This is a genomic window from Flavobacterium sp. UBA2787, assembly GCA_002352205.1.
GTDB lineage: Bacteria > Bacteroidota > Bacteroidia > Flavobacteriales > Flavobacteriaceae > Flavobacterium.
The window spans coordinates 292,303-314,981 of record DEHZ01000015.1 but is presented as its reverse complement, the minus strand read 5'-3'; the positions used below and the strand labels follow the sequence as shown (position 1 = coordinate 314,981).

The following is a 22,679-nucleotide window of genomic DNA, read 5'->3' as shown; positions in this document are numbered from 1 at the left end:
TTTTATTTTTCATTTCTCAAATGCTGAATGCAAGGCATTCAATGGTGTTTGTGAAATTTGATATTTATCGCATTTTCTTAAAAAATTTGTGCATTCGTGGTTAATAAATGCGTAATCTAATTGAGCTTTTTAGTGCTATATTTTAGTGTTGCATTAAATTATTTGATAAAATTACTTTTCATACTAATTCAACTTTGGGCGACTTGGTGAAACCCATTTTTGACTTGGTGAAATCGTTTTTTAAACCCGATTTTATTTTCGTACTTTACACTATAATATAAATGAGATGTATAATCAACTGAAAATAATACTGTTTGCTTTGCTTTTCCCTTTGGTGATGGTGGCTCAAGACAGCACTAAAACTAAATCGGGCAAAACTTCCGTGAGTAAAAAAGCCATTGAACTGAAGGAAACTTTATCTAAAAGTAATCCGGAAGCCACAGCAGATAAATATGTGGAATTGGCAGCAGAATTGGATAAAAAAGGTGATTACGCCAAAGCGGAAGATTACCTTAAAAGAGCTTTGCCGATTTATCAAAAGCAAAAAAATAAAGATAAAATAGCGAGTACAACGCGTTCGATTGCTCAAATTCAGGAGAAGCAGAATAAGGTGAAAGAAGCTATTGTTAGTTATCAATCGGCGAGTGAAGAAGCAGTTGAAGTGGGTTATTCGAGAGTGAATTCGAATGATGCGAGTCGTTTGCAGAACACCAATCCGCGAGTTCAAGCCGATTATTTAGATTCCAACATCAAAATTTTGGAGAAAGAAGGTAAAATGGATGATGCCGCCGAAGTCTATAAACAAAAAGCAGAAGTAGATTTAAAAACAGAAAACAAAGGAATGGCGATTGAAAATTATGAAAAAGCCATCGCCGTTTCTAAAGATAAACCGGAAGAAGTATTGAAATTGAAAAGCGAGATTTCGAAAGTCTATGCTTCAGAAAACAACTTGGATAAAGCGATTGAAATTACAAAAAATACCATTACAGAAGCAGAAAAACTAGGAAGTGTTTCGCAACAAATTGAGCAACAGCAAACGTTGGCGGATTTATATTTTAAAAATGAAAATCAAGATGATGCGATTGTTTTGTTGGAAGAAACCTATAATCTGGCATTAAAAAACGGACGCACTTTTGATGCAAAGAAAGCGATGTTGGCTCTTTCGGATTATTACAGAGCACAAGGCAATCAAACGAAAGCGATTGAATTATATGATCAATTTCTGAATGATTTTGATCGAATGGTGCAAGCGGATAGTTCGTTGGTTGATTCGAAGATTTTTCAAGTTACAGAAGAAAAAATCAAGCAATTAGAGAAAGAAAGAGCATTGAAAGATGAGTTGATTACGAAGAAAAACAAGTTCAATTATGTGTTGATTGGTTCCGTTATTCTGATGTTGATTTTATTAGGATTGATTGCGAAAGCGTTGTTTTCCATCAAAACAAAAAACAAAAAAATTGCGTTGCAATCGTTGAGAAGAGAAATGAATCCGCATTTTATTTTTAATAGTTTGAATAGTGTGAACCAGTTTATTGCTCAAAATAATGAGTTGGAAGCCAATAAATATTTGACTTCGTATTCCAATTTAATGCGGAATATGATGGAAACGTCAAACAAAGATTTTATTTCGTTATCCAATGAATTAGAACAGATTAAGAAGTATTTGGATTTGGAACATTTGCGTTTCCAGGACAAATTTGTTTATGAAATTGTGGCGGATGAAAAGTTGGATACCGATGCGATTTTGGTTCCGAATATGTTGATTCAGCCTCATTTGGAAAACGCCATTTGGCACGGATTGCGTTACCGAGAAACCATAGGAAAATTGAAAGTCACTTTTGCAGAAGAAAATCAATTGATCAAAGTTTCAATTGAAGATGACGGCATTGGTGTTGAAAAAAGCAGGGAGTTGAAAACACAAAATCAAAAGGTGCACGAATCCAGAGGGTTGAACAATGTGGAAGAACGGATTAATTTGCTGAACGATTTGTATCATCAACAGATTTCGTATACGATTTCGTCGGGAACAGATGGCAACGGAACATTAGTCACACTTTATTTTTCTAAAACCACCAAAGTAGCATGAACGATTTTCAAAAAATAAAAAGTGTCATTGTCGAAGATGAATCGGCTGCTCGCGAGGCGTTGAAAAATTATTTGGCAAAATATTGTCCGCAAATCGAGATTATTGGCGAAGCACAAAATAGTCGGGAAGCGATTCCGCTTTTGCACGAACTGCAACCGCAATTGGTTTTTTTGGATGTAGAAATGCCTTTTGGCAATGCATTTGACGTGTTGGAAGGCTGCAAAGATTTGCATTTTGAAACGATTTTTGTCACTGCTTTTTCCGAATATTCGTTGAAAGCGTTGAACCAAAGTGCAGCGTATTATTTGTTGAAGCCCATCAGCATTGAAGAATTGATTTTGGCCGTCAACAAAGTGCAACAACAATTGATGCAACAGGAATTGTTTAACCGAAATCAAATCATCGTTCAAAACTTCCGTGAACCCAAAATCGAAAAACAACAAGTCATTTTACCGACTTTAGAAGGTTTTGAAGTCGTCAAAATGGAAGAAATCGTCCGTTTGCGAGGCAATGGCAACTTCACCGATATTCATTTGTCCGACGGAACCAAAAAAATGGTTTGTCGTTTTTTGAAACACTTTGATGAAATGTTGGATTTTCCGTTTATGCGAGTGCACAAATCGCACATCATCAATTTGAATTTTGTGAAATCGTACCACAAATCGTTGGGTGGTTATGTCACACTTTTTGATGACACAGAGATTGAGATTTCTGTGAATTATAAGGAGGAGTTTTTGAGGAGGTTTAAATAAGGTTTCAAATTAATTAATTTCTCCCAACCTTTTATTCCTTTTACGCATCTTATTAGAAAACCCTATTGATGAACAAGCTTATTACATTATTTATTTCATTTCTACTTCCTTTGATTGTGCTTGGTCAAAGCAATGTGATTGGTATTGAAACAAAATCCATTAATCAATATTTAACGTTAAAAAAAAGAGAAGGCGGTTATATTTTTAAGGGCATTAACGGAAACGAATCGCAAAAATATGATTATGTCAATTTTTATAATGATGGTTTTGTCGAAACGAGAATTATTGTTCCATTGACTGAGGAGGAAATTCAACGACGAGCTAATTTAAACAGAGTATATGATAGATGCGGAAGTTATTATAGATCTAATGATATCACTCAAACCGTTCATGTTTTACAGTTAATGGTGGAATTGAAACTAATTGACAATTATCTTTTTCTTCCCTTTTTTCCTGTGTTAGAAAGGGATGATCTTAAAAGGGAAATGATTGAAGATATTGGTACTGCAGGCAAAAATGGAAAATATGCATTGGTTAACATTAAAGGAGAAATTTTATCTGATTTCAAATACAATAATCCTATTTATGATAATAACTCATGGCGAAATAATTATTTTGAAAAAGGGAAATTGATTTCGGTTATATTGGATAAACATTCCGGAAAAGAAATTTTTGTCACACAAGACAGCATTGTTCAGTTTTGGGATTATCAGAATTATTTGTTGAAAAATAAAGCAGGTAAGTATCATTTAACTTTTCAGTCTAAAAAACAAAAAGTAAATCCGTTGTTTAGATTTGTAAAAGCTTTGCCAACAGGAAGTAGTTTGTTTACGTATCACAATTTTTTAACTAATGAAAGTGGATTTCTCACTTTAAAAGGAGAAAAATCAATCAACAATTTAATTCCATTTACCAATTTTTATAAAGGACATTGCATTGTTGTTGAAGTCATCAAAGAAGAGCAAAAAAAGAACTATTATGGCGAGCTTTTACCTCAAAAAATTACCCGAGTGCTAAAAATTGTCAATGAAAATTTTGAAACGGTAAAAGAATTACCGGAAGTGAATTATATTAGTGGAAATTCTTTTAACCGCTTCGGACAAATCATTGCCACGAGTCATAAAGCAAGCAACAATCACTTTGTGTTGGATTATTTGGGAAATCATATTATTCCTCCAAATCAATTTGACAATCGACTCAAAGAAGTTTTTGAAGGTTTATATGAAGTGACAGATTACGCTTACACTAAAACAAAAGAAAGTCAGCAATATGAAAATTTTTACAACCAAAAAGGGGATAAATTATTTGAAGATAATTCCCCATTTAAACATCAAAATTTATGGTTGAAAACAAAACCTGAATTAAATTATCTGACAAGCTATGGTCAAGTTGTGCTTACTTTAGATAAAGAAAATAACATCATTCCCAGAAAATAATGAAAAAGAGCTACTTTATAATTTTATGTTCGTTGCTAAGCTATTCATTCGGCTATAGTCAAGAAAAATTTCAATTGCTTTTTGAAACAAATTTAGCTGAAATCAGCACCGAAAATGAAACGGTTTTAAATGAAAAATTAACCTTGTTCAAAGCAAGTTTTTCAGCCAATTACAAAATAGAAATCATTGGCCATACAGATGATGTCGGCAATTTGTTTTTCAACAAAAAACTTTCAGAAAAAAGGGCTAAAGCGGTTGCTGATTTTTTTGCAAAAAATGGCATTCCAAATTATAAAATAAGCCAAAAAGGTGTGGGATATAATTTTCCCGTTGCCGATAATGATTCGGAAGAAGGAAAAACAAAAAATCGTCGAGTGGAGGTGCAATTTGTTTACGAAAATGAATTAAATCTACTATCGATTAAAAAATTTAAAAAGAAACCAACCTCGTATTTTTTTGACAGTCAAGTTGAAAAACTCATCACTTATTCTTCCGGAACAAAGATTAGTATTCCGAAAAATGCTTTTACGGATGAAAAAGGGAATGATGTTTTGGGAGAAATTGAGATTAGATATGAAGAATACCGAAAACCGATTGATTTCATTTTATCCGGAATACCGATGCATGTTGACCAAGATAATCAAAGAAGCTTTTTTAATTCGGGAGGGATGTTTACGATGTTAGCGTTTCAAAACGGAAAGCCAATTCATTTAAAACCTTCCAAAGATGTTGTAGTTGATTTTAAACTCACTGAAAATTTACCAAATTTAAACTTTTATGGTTTAGATAGTTTATCAAACAAATGGACAGAATTTGGTAAAATAACAGATGGAAATGGCGTTCGATTACAAAATTTTTTAGTTTGCGGTTACAATGAAGAAGAAGAGCAAAAATGTAATTTAAGGCATTGTGAATCTTTAAAACTCATTCACAAAAAAGGAATAGAATACGCCGACAGTGACGTTTTACTTTCTGATTTGGCTAATCTTACCGATCCGGCACATTTTGAACGAGTTCAACAAGCGATTGAACGTAACAAAGAAAAAATCGTTTCCAACACTCACCGAATAAATGTTTACAACAAAAAACTCAGTCAGCACAAAACGCGATTTATAGTGAGAAAAAGTGAGAAAATGTCATCCACAACTTCATTTAAAATTGTGGTGGAACATCCTTCAACTTCTGAAAATAAAAAATTAGCCAAATACAATTGGGAGATTTCAAACGAAGAAATCACCGACGAAGAAATTATTTTTGCTTCAAAATGGATGTATTGTTTGGTTGAAAAAAACAAAGACGACCACTATACTATTACTTTGAAAGACACTTCGACTCAAGTGGTTTTGAAAAATGCTTCACTAGATGTTCCCAACAGAATAAAACGTAAAAAGAAAGGAAAGCACTTGGAAAATTTGATTTCAAACTTCAATGAGCCTGCTCTTAATCAAAACCAATCCGATTCAGTTAAAGAGAATCTTATCGTTCAAAAAAACAAACTTGAAAAAGATTTACAAATTTTAGGACGCTATCGAAAAGGCAGTTTTGATCGAGAAGAAAATCAAAAAATAATCGATTCGCTTGACTGTTTTTCCTATTACAGTCGAGATATTAAAACTAAAAAAGAACAATCCATGGACTTAGAAACCTGGTTGAACTATTTTGACGAAAACAAAAAAATGATGTTCGAACGTTATTCCAATTTACCTGAAAATGAAGCGTATAAAAAATGTATTGAAGCCGAATTGGAACGAGAAAGAGAGCGTTTACGGAATTTAGAATTGCTCAAACAACTGGCCACGGAAGGTGTAAAAGAGGATAATTTGATGCAGAGTATTAGCATTAATAATTTAGGTTCTTATAATTTTGATGTCATCATCAACAATCAATTTCCGCAAGTTCTTTTTGCAGAATATCGAGTTAATTCTACCAAGATTGAGCCTGCATTTATTTTTCTGATAAACGAGAATATAAATGGTGTTTTTAGGTTTGATCAAAATAGAACAGATTATAATCCATCCCGATTTATTTATTATCCCAGTTCAAAAAACACTTTATTAGTATTTGATCAAAACGGTGAAAGCTATTTGTTTTCTGCCAAAAAATTTAATCTGCTTAACTCAGGGAATTCAAATCAACCCAAGATTTTAAATTTAGAGAAAATTAAAAACAAACAAATGTTAGAAAGTGAGTTTTAAAAAATCTTTTTGTCTAATTCTTTTATTTCAATTTTTTGGAACGATTTGTTTTGCTCAAAAATTAACGCAAACACCTGAATTTATTTTAGATCAAATTGATGAAGGGAAATTTGAAGAAGCTCTCAGTGATTTAAATCAAATTCAAGACCCGCAAACGCTAGAAAACACAACCGTTAATTTGTACAAATCTTTTGTTGAAAATATTTTAAATCATAAATTTCATTCAAAAAAAGTAATTCAAGATGCTCTTTTCAAAGTTTATGTACAATCGAAGCACATTAAAGCACAAGGTGTTTATAATAGCTTAGAAAAAAAGTATGTTGTTGCTCCAGTTTATGATTCCATTATTGTTTATCCATTTTTTGAAAAACAATTCATCAAGGTTTTTAAAAAAAAGCAACAAGCCTTATTGGATGTTGATGGTAAAGTGATTATTCCTTTGGGAAAGTATGGCAATATCTATCCAATTTCGAATGAACTTTTTGTAGCAGACAAACGAACAGAACATAAACATTTTATTCAAGCTCCTTTTAGCATTTACAATCTTCAAGGCGAGTTGATTCTTGACAACCAAAATTTAGATCAGCATCAAGGTCGAATTGACATTCCGCATTTCATTCAAACTCGTGATTCTAAAGGAAAAGTAACTATTTTTGATGTCAAACAAAAGAAAGTAATTTACAAAAATTTAGCGTACTGCCTTGATAACACCTATGCATTTCACAATAATGAAATAGCTGATGTAAACCTTGAAGCAGAAACACAACGATTTGTTTTGATGAAAGCAGAAAACGGAAATTTTGTGTATCATGTTGTGAATGATGAACTTGTCCAACTCAAGGAATTTGATACCTATATTGATAATTTTACTGATTTGACTTTTCTTGAAAATAAATTATCGAGTTTAATCAACTTAAAAAAGAATGTCACGTTAAACGAAAATCAATACGGAGATTATGACAAGTATATTATTGTAAAAAAGAACAACAAGTTTGGGATTTACAATTTATTTCGAAACACATTTTATAAACAACCCATTTATGATAGTATTTCGCCTATTGGAAATACTTTTTATCAAGGAAAATGGATGAATTTGATTTTTGGTAAAGAGATAATCAAACCCTTTTTCAATACTCGTCAAGGACTACTATTTAAAGAAAATAACAAAGTGGGCTTACTCGATTACCACGGAAAGATTCTTGCTCAACCCATTTACGACGACATCAAAAAAATAGGCCATTCGTTGTTTTATTTAAGAAAAGGTAAAAAATGGGGCTTCGTTAACACTGAAAAAGATGCCATTCTGGTAGAACCAAACTATGATTATTTTGATAGAGATGAAAATTATAATTTGAATGCGTATCAAAAATTAAAAGTTATCAAATACACTGAACTAGGAAAAAAAGTCATGCCGAATACGCTTGTGGATTTTGATGTCCAATATTCTAACTTTGAAAATGACCTTCGTTTTAATGTAGTTGAATATAATAACCCAGAGCGACTACGTTTTCAAAAAAATGGGCTTTATGGTTTGGCTGATTCATATAAAAATGAAATTGTTCCACCAATTTATACTTCCATAAGTTTATCATCTAATAATAATTTCTTAGTTACAAAAAACGAAACATTATTCGGATTAATTGATGAAAATGGGAAAGAATTAATTCCGCCTAATTACTTAACTATTGACGGAGACACTTTTTCTAGAGAAAATTTGTATGTTGTAGTGAATGATGAAAACGTCAAAGCCATTTTTAATGGTTTTGGAGAGATGGTACATCCTTTCTCAATTCATGAAATTAAAGCAATTAAAAGTGTAAATGAAACATTAAGTTACAGCATCATTTTTGAAGAAATTGACACCTCTCCGGTAACATTTAGTGTTAATCAAAACGTAATCAAATCGTATGGCGATTCAGTTTTAAAATTGGAAAAAGGTAATGTTGTCAAAGTTGATTTAAACGCAACTAATTGTTACTTTTTATCCAAAGACAAGATTGCTTTTACCAATAAAAACAATAAGTTTTACGGTTTTTATCATTTATTAACCGGAGAAAAATCAACTGTCAATTATTCAGGTTATATGGAAATGAACGATAGTCTTTTAATCGTTAAAAAAGGCAATAAGTTTGATACGTTGTTGGATAATTCATTTACCGAAACCCCATTGCTAAAACCATTTGATTTCAAAGGAAATAACAGCTTCTTTTTCAAAGAAAGCAATGTTTATGGCGTAATGAATTATCAATTTAAAGAAGCTAACTTTAAGTATCCGGTGCTAAAACCTTTCTACAAATACAATGAAACTATTTTTTATCCCGAAGAATTTAAAACCAAAGCCAACACATTATTTTTGTTTTCTTCTAATGCAGCTAGTAAAAAACTAGGTTTAATTGACTTTTCCGGAAAGATTATTGCAAAACCAGAACGTTTTGATGCTATTCATTTATTGTTTTTTAAAGAATATGAAAGTGAAAATGTTTTTAAAACAAATGAATTTTTAAAACCTTATAAAGACAAACTTTTTTATGGTGTTACCAATTTCGATTCTAGTTCGCAGATAACAATTTTCATGGAAGACAATACAATAGTAACACAATTCGAAAAAGAGAGTCAACAAACGTGGCGTTTTGCTAAATACAATCAAGCGATTATTCTTCAAAATTCAAAAGAAATAGAAATTTTACCTTTAAATAAAAAAAGAAAATCATTGACGATTCCGGTTGGCAATTTTCAAGAACGTGAAGATGGAAGTTATCTAAACAGTATTTCTTTGCCAAATAATTTTCAAAAAACAACTATTTATGATGCTAATGGTAAAATTTTGTTTGATAAAACCTTTGACAGAAAAGAAGGTAATTCTACTATTAATTATGAAAATTATATTGCTATCAACGAAAACAAATATGGAATTTATAACGGAAAATCTGAAATAGTTGTTCCTTTCAATTATGATTATATCGAAGAAATTAATTCAAAAACTTTTATTGCAAAACGAAATACTAAATTTGGAATAATTGATTATGAAAACACCGTTTTACTTGATTTTGTATACGACACAATTTCAAAAAAACCATCTGTTCGAAGTACTCGTTATAACACAAATACTTTTTTGAATAGTATAGAAGTTAAAAGAAATCACTTGGTTGGATTACTCGATGCAATGAATTTCAAAACGATTATTCCCATTTCTTTTGATGCTATAAAAGTTCATTCCTACAGCCCAGTTGCAAATAAAGATTCACTACATGTTGTTTTTGATTTTAAAGGAAATGAATTGTTCAAAACAAATGTTGATAGTATAATTGTAACAGAGTATTCCGGTTTTAAATTTTTCAAAAAAGGAAAAGAAGTTTTTATGAATAAAGACGGAGAAATTGTAGCTGAAAATCCGAATAAATATGTTTCGCATGAACAAAAATTGAAATTAGAATATTGCGTTGAAAAGGAAAATAAGCACTATTTGTCTCACAATAATCAAATCATTCATTCGATTCCTATTTCCACTATTAATGAGCAAAATATTGAAATGGAAGATGAAAAAACTGTTGATTTTCTACTTATTGAAGACGAACAAAAAAAATTAGCTTTGTTTGATAAAAGCTTAAATAGTATTCTTCCGTTTGCCTTTGATGAAATCAGTATTACAAACAATTTTGATTTTTTAATTGTAAAACAAAAAGGAAAATTTGGCGTTGTAAACTTTAAAAACCAAATCATCATTCCGATAAAATATGACCAAATTGAATTCGATAATGGACAACAATTATTTAAAGTAAGAATAAAAAATATCAACTATAAATTGTCACCTTTAAATAAGGTTTTAAGTAAAAAACAGATTGAAAAAGAAATAGATTAAAACTACCCAAACAATTCTCCCACAACATCTTCAATCTTCGCCACCAATTTCACTTGAATCAACGTGTCTTTCAATGAAATTTTATTGTATTTCGAGACAAAAATGGTAGAAAACCCTAATTTTTCGGCCTCCAAAATCCGTTGTTCTACGCGGTTCACTGGACGAATTTCTCCGGCCAAACCAACTTCTCCCGCAAAGCAGAAATCTTTCCCGACAGGAATATCTTCGTTGGAGGATAAAATGGCGGCAACAACTGCCAAATCAATCGCGGGATCATCCACAGAAATTCCGCCTGTTACATTTAAAAAAACGTCTTTTGCTCCCAAACGAAATCCGGCACGTTTTTCTAAAACTGCCAAAATCATATTGAGTCGTTTGGCGTTGTAACCAGTTGTGCTTCGTTGAGGAGTTCCGTAAACTGCGGTGCTGACTAAAGCTTGTATTTCAATCATCAACGGTCGCATCCCTTCTAGCGTAGAAGCAATGGCAGTTCCTGAAAGTTCTTCGTCTTTGTGTGAAATAAGTATTTCCGATGGATTTGCAACTTCTCTTAAACCTGAACCTTGCATTTCATAAATTCCAATTTCTGCTGTTGAACCAAAACGGTTTTTGAGCGAACGAAGAATTCGGTACACGTGATTGCGATCGCCTTCAAATTGCAGAACTGTATCGACCATATGTTCGAGAATTTTTGGGCCGGCAATTGTTCCGTCTTTTGTAATATGACCAATCAAAAGCACCGGAACATTTGTTTCTTTAGCAAATTTGATAAGTTCTGCCGTGCATTCACGTATTTGCGAAATACTTCCTGCAGTCGATTCAATATAATCAGTATGTAACGTTTGAATGGAATCAATAATCACAATTTCAGGTTCAATTTCCTGAATTTGTTTGAAGATATTTTGCGTTTTGGTTTCGGTTAAAATGAAACAATTATCACCGTTTGGTGTAATTCGTTCGGCACGCATTTTTATTTGTTTCTGACTTTCTTCGCCGGAAACATATAGGGTTTTATAAGGTAATTTTAATGAAATCTGTAATAAAAGTGTACTTTTTCCGATGCCTGGTTCGCCGCCCAAAAGCGTTAATGAGCCGGGAACTAATCCGCCACCTAAAACACGGTTTAATTCACCGTCTGTCGTGTCTAAACGGATTTCTTGTGTGGAATCAATATCGCTAATGCGAAGCGGTTTTGGAGCTTTTTTTGTTTCAGTGGATGAAGGTTTCCAAGATGATTTTTCTTCTTTCTGAATCACTTCTTCAACAATCGTATTCCATTCGTTGCACGCATGACATTGTCCTTGCCATTTGGAATATTGCGTCCCACAATTTTGACAAAAAAAAGAGGTTTTTACTTTTGCCATTTAGTTCATTAATTGCTTCATTTCTTCCGATTTGTCATACATCATATCTTTGTCTAAATCGCCAATTGGTTCTTTTTGAAAAGCACTTAAATAAAATTTCTGAGCTCTTTTGTAATCTTCTTTTTTCTCATACATCAATGCCATATGGTAATCCGGCAGCATAGTTTTTTTGTAATATTTATCAGCTAAAATGGAAAGTTCATCAAATTCGTTGTAGGCTTTATTTTTCAAAATTGCCGCTTCAATTGCTTTAAAATCATTCAAACGAACTGGCATTTTTATGTTTAATGATTTTTCTAAAACATCATATTTTTGCTTTAAATATTCTACATAACCGGATTCTAATTTCACAATTTTCTCATTAAATTCATGTGTTGTGATAGGTTGATAAACTGCAAAAAACTGATACAACGCATTTGGAATAGAATGAAGAACTAACGAATAATGGGAAGCCCCTAAAAATTCATCAAATTTATAATTCAATGTTTCTTTTTTGATGGCTTTTGCTTTTTCATCTAATTCTTTAATTCGTTTTTGAATTTTCTTTAAATCACCATCAGCCGTTGATTGATAGTAGTAAATTGGTTTAGCAATCGCATTTAATCGTTCCGGAATTCTGTTTTCCATATCTAAAGCCAATTCAGGACTTAATGAAATATATGCATCAAAAACAGGGTTATCTTTATACAAGAAAAAGTTTAAAAACCCGGCAGTTGTGTCGTGTCCGGCAATAATTTTGAAAGGAGCAATTCGGTATGTTTTTTCCAAATAAGGCATTAATTCTGTTCCGATGAAATCGAAAAAGTTCGCTCCGGTTTCAATTGGCAAGCCACTTTCTTCATCATATTCACTGTCGGCGTAACGTTCTTCTTGTTTATTTTGAGAAATTCCGACTAAAATTACTTCAGGCAAATCATCCCAATAATTTCCGAACTTCAAAGCACCTTGAAATGGATCAAATAAATATTCTCCATCCAAAACCAACAACAAAGGAAATTTTTGATTCTTATCTTTTTCGTATGAAGGAGGAAGCGTTATGTAAAGATCACGGTCTCCTCCCAATTTTTGAGAAGAAAAGGTTTCTACGGTTTTTTGAGCATAAATACTCATTGAACACAGCAAAACGGCAAGTGTTTGAATTATTTTCATCTGGTTTCGGTTTTGGAAATTAAGTAAATAACCTAATTTTTTTCGAAAGCAAGATAGTAAATTATTTGTTTTTGTTTAAAATGGGAAGCAATAAAAATGAAAGTGTTCCTAAAATCACGACCATCAAAGTCTGTGAAGTCCATACTAACCAACCGAAAGCGGTTCCAGCAGTTTCCGGAACATTATAAAGTAAAAGAATTTCTGCCATCAAAAATGGATAGGCTCCAAAACCTGAGTTGGTTAAAGTAATGGCAATTCCGCCCACGATAAACGAAATGACAACGGTACTTAAACTCAACTCGCTTGTTTCCGGCAAGGCAAAAATGGTGACGTAAAACATAAAAAAGTAACTTGCCCAAATCAATAAAGAATGAAAAAGGAAAGCCCATTTTTTCTCCATTTTCCATATACTGAAGACACCATCTAACAAACCGGAAATTTTTTGTTTGATAACAACAATTGGCTTTACTCTTGAATAGCGAAACATTAAAATAATGCCAACCAACATAAATGTACCAATTCCTAAAATCAACATTAATTTTTGAAAAGGAATTTTATCCAAAACAAATGCTTTTAACACATCAAATTCCAGAAAAAAGGCTAAACCAATGAATGATAATAAGAAAAATGTATCAACAACTCTTTCGGCAATGATGGTTCCGAAGGCTTTATCGAACGGAACATCTTCGTATTTTTTAAGAATTAAAGCACGAGAAACTTCGCCTGAACGCGGAATCGACATATTGATGAAATAGCCTATACAAACCGCCATCACATTTGTGGAAATTTTTGGTTTATAGCCTAAATGTTCCAATGTATATCTCCATCGATAACCTCTTGACCACAAAGCAACAGCACTTATTAACAACGAAATTAATATATAGAAATAATCAGCATTTTTAAATTGCAGTTTAATTTCTTCTAATTGTTCGGGTGTAAATTTATTGTAGGTGTAAATAACCAACGCCAATCCCAACAAAATTGGAAGAAGAATAGAAAGCCATTTGCCGATTTTCTGTTTCAAGGGAATTTAGGTCAACGAATTGTCGTTCTCATTAGGAAAAACTAATGCAGGTTTGAAGGTTTTAGCTTCTTCAAAATCTATAATTCCGTAAGCAATCACGATAATTATATCTCCTTTTTGAACTTTTCTTGCAGCCGGACCGTTCAAAGTAATTTCGCCACTATTGCGATTTCCTTTAATTACGTAGGTCTCTAAACGTTCACCATTGTTGATGTTTACGATAGCAACTTTTTCTCCTTCTACAAGATTTGAAGCTTCCATTAAAGCTTCGTCGATAGTAATACTACCGATGTAATTTAAATCTGCTCCAGTCACCTTTACGCGGTGAATCTTGGATTTTACAACTTGAATTTGCATGGTGCAAAGGTAATTAATTTAATGAAATAGTATCAATCAATCGAATGTTGTTGATAAAAACAGCGATAAAAGCTCGGTATTTCTTGTTTTTCAATTTGCGTAAACAAGGTTTTAACGTGGCTTCATCGGCAATTTGAAAATATTCTAACGAAAATTTAGGATGATTTTCAAATGTTTTTTTAACAAAATCCGTAACCTCATTAGCAGATTTCGTGCCAAACATTTTTTTGGCAGAGGTTAACGTCTTGAAAATCAAAGTAGATTCTTCTTTTTCGGATTCAGAAAGGCGTTCATTTCTAGAACTCATAGCCAATCCGTTTTTTTCGCGATGAATTGGGCAACCAACTACGTTTACAGGAATTTTATGCTTTTGAACCAATTTTTTGATAATCTGCAATTGCTGAAAATCTTTTTCACCGAAATAGGAATTTGTTGGTTGAACGATTTCAAATAATCGTTTCACAATTGTTCCCACTCCGTCAAAATGTCCAGGACGATGCTTTCCTTCCATTTGATGTTCTAAACCATCATAATTAAAGGGCTGTGAAACGGTTTTTCCGTTATAAATATCATCCACATTAGGAGCATAAATAACAACTTTATTACTTAATGTAGCTATTTTCTGTACGTCCCTGTCAAGTGTTCGCGGGTATTTTTCTAAATCTTCGGGATTATTGAACTGTGTTGGGTTTACAAAAATACTCATCACAACAACTTTATTTTCTTGTAGTGCTTTTCTGAGCAAAGACAAGTGTCCATCGTGTAAAGCACCCATAGTTGGCACAAATCCGATAGTGGTTTTAGCTGTCCAAAATGATGACAAATAGGCTTTAAGATCGGTTTGTTTATTGAAAATGAGCATTTAAATTTGATTAGTTCAAGTGCAAACTTAGTATTTTACTTAAATATCTGCATAAATTTTTGTAATTTTGCATGTTTTTAAAAACTAATAAATAAAGTTCAAAACGTATGGAGGATAAGAGGATATTGTATGTATCATCTGAGGTAGTGCCTTATTTAGCAGAAAATGAAGTATCGATTATGTCTTATGATGTTCCAAAAATGATCAATGATCAGGGCGGACAAATAAGAATTTTTATGCCGCGATATGGGAATATCAATGAGAGAAGACATCAATTGCATGAAGTAATAAGATTGTCGGGAATGAATTTGGTGGTGAATGATTTAGATATGCCGTTGATTATTAAAGTAGCGTCCATTCCAAAAGAACGAATTCAAGTATATTTTATTGACAATGACGAATATTTTAAACGTAAAGCAACTTTTACGGATGAAGATGGAAAACTATATGCTGACAATGACGAAAGAGCCATCTTTTTTGCAAAAGGAGTGGTAGAAACAGTAAAAAAATTAAATTGGGTTCCGGATATTATCCATGTTCATGGTTGGCTGGCTTCACTTTTGCCTGTTTACATGAAACATTATTATAAAGATGAGGCGTTGTTTTCTGATACAAAAATTGTTACATCGGTTTACGCACAGTCTTTTGATGGGAATTTAGACTTAGAATTAATCAATAAAATCAAATTTGATGGTGTTCCACAGGATTCAATTGCGGTTTTGGAACAACCAAATTATGAAAATTTAATTAAAGTAGCTGTAGAACACTCTGATGCTGTGATAGTTGCGTCTGAAAATGTTTCGGCAAGTTTAACAAAATTTATAGAATCATCGGGAAAACCTTTTTTACCTTTCGTGCCGAAAGAGGATTATCCTGATCATTATAAAAATTTCTATAAAAACACGGTTCTTTAAATTTTATTTATTTCAAATGATTTCAAAAAAATTAATACAATATACTTCTGTTGCTGTGCTTGCTTTATCACTTTTTTCGTGTGATAAAGATTTTAATACAATTGGTGGCAATGTAATCGGCGACGATCATTTTCAGTTTGGCATAAAAGATTATGAGGCTACTGTAACCGCTTTTAATCAAGATTTAGGTGCTGTTCAAACGAATAATTTAACTATTAACCCATTAGGGATTTATCATAATACTACCTTTGGTAAAACCACTGCTCATTTTGTAACGCAAGTAACATTGCCAACAACTGCTCCAACGTTCAACCCAGAACCTGTAATTAAGGATGTGATTCTTTATATTCCTTATTTTAGTACAAAAGGGACAACTAATGCTGAAGGAGTTGCAACGTATGAGCTTGACTCCGTATATGGAACCTCTAAATTAAAATTAAGCGTTTTTGAAAATGGTTATTTTTTAAGAGATTTCGATCCAAATACGCAATTTGCACAGGCACAAAAATATTATTCAGATCAGTTTTCAGATTTTGAAAATAATAAAAGAGGAGCTGCTGCTGATGGAACATCTATTCCGCATGGTGAACGTTTAAATAATGATGCTAATGTTGCTCAAAACGATCAATTCTTTTTTAATCCTGCGGAAATTTCAGTTACCACAGTTGATGATGAAGGGGAAGAAACAACAACAAAATCTGCTCCCGGGATTTATCTGAAATTAAATAAAGATTTTTTTCAAAAGAAAATTATTGGTGGTTATGACCAAAATAAGTTAGTGAACAATAATGTTTTTAAAGATTATTTCCGAGGTCTATATTTTAAAGTGGAGGCTTCAGATGTTGAGCCCAATGGAAATGCTCTTGCTATGATTAATTTTAGTGGTGGAAAAATTACTATAAATTATGAACAGCAAGATGATAATGATGAAACAACCGATACTACAGAAGATAAAACGTTAGAACTTACTCTCACAGGAAATACAGTAAGTTTAACAAGTCAAGAAAGAACCACAAATTATTCTAATGCATTAACTTCTGCTGATGCGGCACAAGGCGACGAACGTTTGTATATAAACGGTGGTGCCGGTTCAATGGCTGTTATCGATTTATTTGGACGTAATGAAGATGGAGAATCTGCAGAATTAGAACAATATAGAGCCAATGGATGGTTAATTAACGAAGCCAACTTGACTTTTAGAATTGATCGTGATGCGATGGGAAACAACAAAGAACCGGACAGAATATACTTGTATGATTTAGATAATAAAAGGCCCTTGTTTGATTATTACAATGATTTTACTGTGAATTCTTCCAAACCAAAATACGGGAAATTAGTTCACGATGGTATTATTAAATTGGAAGATGAAAAAGGTGTAACCTATAAAATCAGAATTACTAACCATATCGCTAATTTACTAAAAAATGCCGATTCTACGAATGTTAGATTAGGGTTGGTGGTTACTGAAGCAATAGGCAATATTGGAAATTATAATTTAAAAAATCAATCATTAGCAGGCATTAAAGAAGTGCCAATTGCCTCTATAATGAATCCTTTTGGAACAGTGTTGTACGGAAGCAAATCTTCTGTACCTTTGGATCAAAGATTACGATTAGAAATTTATTATACCAAACCTGACTAAATAGAAAACGTATGTGTGGAATTGTTGGATATATTGGAAAAAGAGACGCTTATTCAATTGTTATAAAGGGACTTAAGCGTTTAGAATACAGAGGCTATGACAGTGCCGGGATCATGCTTCATGATGGCAAAGACCTTAAAATTTCAAAAACAAAAGGAAAAGTAACAGATTTAGAAGAAGTTTCTGCAAAAGATAATAATTTTTTCGGATCTATCGGAATGGGACATACACGTTGGGCCACTCATGGTGTGCCAAATGATGTGAATTCTCATCCACATTTATCAAATTCAGGAAATCTTGCCATTATTCATAACGGAATCATTGAAAATTATGAGCCGTTAAAAAAAGAATTAATTAAAAGAGGTTTTGTATTTCATTCGGATACAGATACTGAAGTTTTAGTTAATTTAATTGAAGACGTTCAGAAAAAAGAAAATCTAAAATTAGGAAAAGCTGTTCAAGTTGCTTTAAACCAGGTTGTTGGAGCTTATGCAATTGCAGTTTTTGATAAGAATAAACCAGACGAAATTGTAGTAGCACGTTTAGGAAGTCCATTAGCGATTGGAATTGGCGATGGCGAATTTTTTGTAGCTTCAGATGCTTCTCCATTTATCGAATATACTTCTAATGCTATTTATTTGGAGGATGAGGAAATGGCCATCGTTCGTTTACATAAACCAATTAAAGTACGTAAAATTAAAGATGATACCTTAGTAGATCCGTATGTTCAAGAATTAAAAATGAACTTGGAGCAAATTGAAAAAGGTGGTTACGATCATTTCATGCTTAAAGAAATCTATGAGCAACCAAATGTTATAAAAGATACATACAGAGGAAGATTACTTTCAAACAAAGGAATTATTCAAATGGCCGGAATTGAAGATAATTTAGAAAAATTCCTAAATGCCGAACGTATTATTATAGTTGCATGCGGAACTTCATGGCATGCCGGATTAGTAGCAGAATACATTTTTGAAGAATTTGCAAGAATTCCCGTGGAAGTAGAGTATGCATCTGAATTCAGATACAGAAACCCAATCATTAATAAAAAAGATATCGTTGTCGCTATTTCTCAATCAGGTGAAACAGCCGATACTTTAGCAGCTATTAAATTAGCCAAAGAAAACGGTGCGTTTGTTTTTGGTGTATGTAACGTAGTTGGTTCATCTATTTCAAGAGAAACCGATGCTGGTGCTTACACGCACGCCGGTCCGGAAATCGGAGTAGCTTCAACAAAAGCATTTACAACACAAATTACAGTGTTAACGTTGATTGCATTACGTTTAGCAAAAGCAAAAGGAACAATGTCAAATTCTGACTATCACCGTTATTTATTAGAATTAGAAATGATTCCGGACAAAGTGGCTGAAGCACTTGAAACCAATGATATGGCTAAAGAAATTGCCGGAATTTACAAAGATTCTCCAAATTGTTTATATTTAGGTAGAGGATATAATTTCCCGGTAGCTTTAGAAGGTGCATTGAAATTAAAAGAGATATCATACATTCACGCCGAAGGTTATCCTGCAGCAGAGATGAAACACGGACCAATCGCTCTAATTGATGAATCAATGCCGGTTGTTGTAATTGCTCCAAAAATGGGTCATTATGATAAAGTTGTAAGCAATATTCAGGAAATTAAATCCAGAAGCGGAAAAATTATTGCCGTTGTAACTAAAGGAGATACACAAGTTCGTGAGTTAGCAGACCACGTAATCGAAATTCCGGAAACATCAGATGCTCTTTCACCATTATTAACAACCATTCCATTACAATTACTTTCTTACCACATTGCAGTTATGAGAGGTTGTAATGTAGATCAACCAAGAAATTTAGCCAAATCGGTTACAGTAGAATAAATCTTTTTTTACAATTTTATACAAAAGCGGACATTAAATGTTCGCTTTTTTTGTTTTTTTTAGATTCCTCGATAAAGTTGCTAAATTGTTAACTAAAGCTTAAAAAATTATATGAACGCATAGTAAATTTTATCGATTTTATTAAATTCTTAAATATTATTCAATAAAAAGCACTGAGAATAATTTAAAAATGAGAATATAAAATTAGTAATTATGATAAATTTCTTCCTATTTTTTATAAATATCAAAAATATTTGTACTTTGGTAACGTAAACTAACAAAAACTCTAACTTTATGAAATTGAAATTAATTCTTCTCACATTGTTTTTTTGTAGCATTTCTTTTGCTCAAACAACAATAACAGGAAAAGTGGTTGACAATACCAATCAACCAATTCCTGGAGCTAACATCAAAATTGTTGGCGAAGCCATTGGTACAACATCCGACTTTGACGGAAACTTCACCTTAACGACCCAAAAAAAGCCGCCTTTTTCGATTGAAATTTCTTCGATTGGTTTCTCGACCAAAACTGAAGAAATCAGGTCTAACAACCAAAAAGTAAATGCTGTTTTAGCCGAGGAAGAAACAAGATTAGACGAAATTGTAATTTCTGCTTCAAGAGCACCTGAAAGGGTTAGAGAATCACCGGTCACGATTGAAAGAATGAGTATAAAGGATATCAAAAAATCGGCTTCAGTTTCATTTTATGATGGTCTTGAAAACTTAAAAGAAGTACATATGAATACAAGTAGTATGTCTTTCAAATCAATCAACACCAGAGGTTTTGCTACAGTTGCCAACACTCGTTTCATGCAATTGGTTGATGGAATGGATAATTCATCACCATTATTAAACTTTGTGTTAGGAAATTTAATTGGTGTTTCCGAAATTGATGTTGCTAGCGTTGAGCTTCTACCCGGAGCATCTTCTGCATTATATGGTGCAAATGCGTTTAACGGTATTTTGTTCATGACTAGTAAGAGCCCATTTACACACCAAGGAATAAGTGCTTATGCAAAAGTTGGACAAACCAGTCAAGAAGCTGCCGGAAACAATTTATATTATGATTACGGAGTAAGAGCTGCAAAAGCATTTACTCCTCATTTTGCGGCTAAAGCAAACTTTACTTTTATGAGTGGAACAGATTGGTATGCCACAGACTATAGAGATAAAGATTTAGTAAATAATATAGGCGTTGATAGAACAGATCCAAATTATAATGGTATTAATGTTTATGGTGATGTTGTTTCCACCAATATAAAAAGTGTTGCCTCTGCTATGTTAAATGCCGGAGTAATCACACCTGCTCAATTTACTGTTTTTAATGCTGTTTTGCCTAATCAAAATGTTTCCAGAACGGGTTACAATGAAGTTGATATCACAGATAATAAAGTAAGAAACGCCAAAATAGATTTTTCTTTGCACTTGAAACCATGGGCAACCGGAAGTACTGAGTGGGCAAAAGATATTGAGTTTATTTGGCAAAGTAAATTTGGATTTGGTAATACGGTTTACCAAGGAGCAAACAGATATTACTTAAACGGATTTGAAATGCAACAGCATAAACTTGAAGTTGTAGGTAAAAATTTCTTCGCAAGAGGATATGTAACTTCAGAAGATGGTGGTAATTCATATGACATGGAATTTACAGCAGTAAATGTTAACAGAAGATGGAAGCCGGATTCAACTTGGTTTGGTCAATACGCTGCAACTTACGTACAATCTACTTTGGGAGGTGCTACACCAAGTCAAGCACATGCTTCGGCTAGAACTATTGCCGATACCGGAAGATTTTTACCGGGAACACCTGAATTTATAAATGCATTTAATCAAGTAATTGCTGATCCTGATGTTTTAACAGGGTCTAAATTAGTAGATAACTCTAAAATTTATCATGCAGATGCCAATTACAACTTTAGAGATATTTTAAAATTTGCAGAAATTCAAGTTGGGGGTTCATACAGAATTTATGATTTGAATTCATTTGGAAGAATCTATACAGATACACCTGAATTTGGCGGAATTGATTATGAAGAATACGGAGTTTATACTCAAATTCAAAAGAAATTTTTAGAGGATAAATTAAAATTTACAGGTTCTGTTCGCTATGATAAAAGTCAAAATTTTGACGGGAATTATTCTCCGAGAGTTTCATTAGTATTCTCTCCAGATGAAAGAAAAAACCACAACTTTAGAGCATCTTTCCAAACAGGTTTCCGTAACCCAACTACGCAAGATCAATATATTGGATTCAATGTGGGTAATGCTGTTTTAATTGGTTCTGCACCGGATAACTTAGATCGTTATAGTGAAACATTACCTGTATCTACTGCTGAAGGACAATTTTTCGCAGGAGGTAGTTCAGTAGTGTTAACGGGACAAAATGCTTACTACAACTCATACACTGCCACATCTGTACAAGCATTTGCTGCCTTAGCAGGGTCAGATCCGGTCGCTGCTTCAGCTTTATTAAGAAGAACGGATGTAGATTTAGTTAAACCTGAAACTGTAAAAGCATTTGAATTAGGATACAGAGGTCAGTTTGAAAATTTCTCTTACGATATTAATGGATATTATAATATTTACAATGATTTTATTGGAAATCTTAACGTAGTTGCACCTTTGTATGGAACAGCACAAGATTCTCCAAATCCAGGTGCAGGACCAACTGATGCTGGTTTTCAAACATTACATGCTATTCAAACCGGAAATATCAGAGCTTATCAGTTGTATACAAACACAGATATTGAAATCAAATCATTAGGTTTTGGTCTTGGTCTTTCAACTAAAGTTTACAAAGATTTTGAGTTAGGAGCAAATTATAATTATGCTGAATTTAGCTTTGACCAAGCATTAGATCCAAGTTTCGAAGCTGGTTTCAATACACCAAAACACAGAGTAAAAGGATCAATCAGTAATGACAAATTATTCAAAAATTTTGGATTTAATGTTAGTGCAAGATGGAACTCAGAATATTTATGGCAATCCACTTTTGTAGACGGTACAATTGAAGAAGCAACCGTTATTGATGCTCAAATCAACTACGCTATTCCAAAATTAAAAACAATTGTAAAAGTTGGTGCAACTAACCTTGGCGGACAAGAGTACATTCAAGTGTTAGGAGCAGGAGCAATCGGACAACAATTCTTTGTTGGATTAACTATTAATCAATAATGAACC

Annotated in this window: 14 protein-coding genes; 9 read left to right on the top strand and 5 right to left on the bottom strand. The window is 32.7% G+C overall.

Annotated features, from left to right (window positions below):
* Positions 1 to 286: 286 nt before the first annotated feature.
* The 5 genes from B4N66_RS14490 to B4N66_RS14470 all read left to right on the top strand — a co-directional run bounded on the left by B4N66_RS14490 (position 287) and on the right by B4N66_RS14470 (position 10,328).
* Entirely contained in the window at positions 287 to 2,086 is a 1,800-nt protein-coding gene (locus B4N66_RS14490; protein ID WP_291095699.1) for a tetratricopeptide repeat-containing sensor histidine kinase, read from the top strand.
* Positions 2,083 to 2,838 carry a LytR/AlgR family response regulator transcription factor gene (locus B4N66_RS14485; protein ID WP_291095697.1) on the top strand — a complete coding sequence of 252 codons (756 nt, stop codon included), beginning with the start codon at positions 2,083 to 2,085 and terminating at the stop codon, positions 2,836 to 2,838. The genes B4N66_RS14490 and B4N66_RS14485 overlap by 4 nt, the downstream gene beginning before the upstream one ends.
* A gap of 68 nt (positions 2,839 to 2,906) precedes the next feature.
* Positions 2,907 to 4,274, top strand: a complete 1,368-nt coding sequence (locus tag B4N66_RS14480) for a hypothetical protein (protein ID WP_291095696.1) — start codon at positions 2,907 to 2,909, stop codon at positions 4,272 to 4,274.
* Positions 4,274 to 6,469 carry an OmpA family protein gene (locus tag B4N66_RS14475; protein WP_291095695.1) on the top strand — a complete coding sequence of 732 codons (2,196 nt, stop codon included), beginning with the start codon at positions 4,274 to 4,276 and terminating at the stop codon, positions 6,467 to 6,469. Before B4N66_RS14480 ends, B4N66_RS14475 begins: the two co-directional genes overlap by 1 nt.
* Positions 6,459 to 10,328, top strand: coding sequence for a WG repeat-containing protein (locus B4N66_RS14470; RefSeq protein WP_291095694.1), 3,870 nt, complete (start codon positions 6,459 to 6,461; stop codon positions 10,326 to 10,328). Before B4N66_RS14475 ends, B4N66_RS14470 begins: the two co-directional genes overlap by 11 nt.
* A gap of 2 nt (positions 10,329 to 10,330) precedes the next feature.
* On the opposite strand, the gene radA is transcribed toward B4N66_RS14470, so the two are convergent.
* The 5 genes from radA to panC all read right to left on the bottom strand — a co-directional run bounded on the left by radA (position 10,331) and on the right by panC (position 15,084).
* On the bottom strand, positions 10,331 to 11,692 hold the full coding sequence (gene radA, locus B4N66_RS14465; protein WP_291095693.1) for a DNA repair protein RadA: 1,362 nt from the start codon (positions 11,690 to 11,692) through the stop codon (positions 10,331 to 10,333).
* Positions 11,693 to 12,841, bottom strand: a complete 1,149-nt coding sequence (locus B4N66_RS14460; RefSeq protein WP_291095692.1) for an alpha/beta hydrolase — start codon at positions 12,839 to 12,841, stop codon at positions 11,693 to 11,695.
* A gap of 61 nt (positions 12,842 to 12,902) precedes the next feature.
* On the bottom strand, positions 12,903 to 13,865 hold the full coding sequence (locus B4N66_RS14455) for a lysylphosphatidylglycerol synthase transmembrane domain-containing protein (protein WP_291095690.1): 963 nt from the start codon (positions 13,863 to 13,865) through the stop codon (positions 12,903 to 12,905).
* Positions 13,866 to 13,871: 6 nt separating this feature from the next.
* Entirely contained in the window at positions 13,872 to 14,222 is a 351-nt protein-coding gene (gene panD / locus B4N66_RS14450) for an aspartate 1-decarboxylase (protein WP_248436006.1), read from the bottom strand.
* 13 nt (positions 14,223 to 14,235) lie between these two features.
* Complete coding sequence (gene panC / locus B4N66_RS14445) at positions 14,236 to 15,084, bottom strand: pantoate--beta-alanine ligase (RefSeq protein WP_291095688.1); 849 nt, start codon at positions 15,082 to 15,084, stop codon at positions 14,236 to 14,238.
* Positions 15,085 to 15,191: 107 nt separating this feature from the next.
* Here panC and B4N66_RS14440 point away from each other — a divergent pair, with 107 nt between their 5' ends.
* From B4N66_RS14440 to B4N66_RS14425, 4 genes are all read left to right on the top strand, one after another.
* Positions 15,192 to 15,998, top strand: coding sequence for a glycogen/starch synthase (locus tag B4N66_RS14440; protein ID WP_291095686.1), 807 nt, complete (start codon positions 15,192 to 15,194; stop codon positions 15,996 to 15,998).
* Positions 15,999 to 16,014: 16 nt separating this feature from the next.
* Entirely contained in the window at positions 16,015 to 17,640 is a 1,626-nt protein-coding gene (locus B4N66_RS14435; protein WP_291095685.1) for a DUF4270 domain-containing protein, read from the top strand.
* An 11-nt stretch (positions 17,641 to 17,651) separates the two neighbouring features.
* Positions 17,652 to 19,499, top strand: a complete 1,848-nt coding sequence (gene glmS / locus B4N66_RS14430) for a glutamine--fructose-6-phosphate transaminase (isomerizing) (RefSeq protein ID WP_291095683.1) — start codon at positions 17,652 to 17,654, stop codon at positions 19,497 to 19,499.
* 294 nt (positions 19,500 to 19,793) lie between these two features.
* Positions 19,794 to 22,673, top strand: coding sequence for a TonB-dependent receptor domain-containing protein (locus B4N66_RS14425; RefSeq protein WP_291095681.1), 2,880 nt, complete (start codon positions 19,794 to 19,796; stop codon positions 22,671 to 22,673).
* Positions 22,674 to 22,679: the final 6 nt, after the last annotated feature.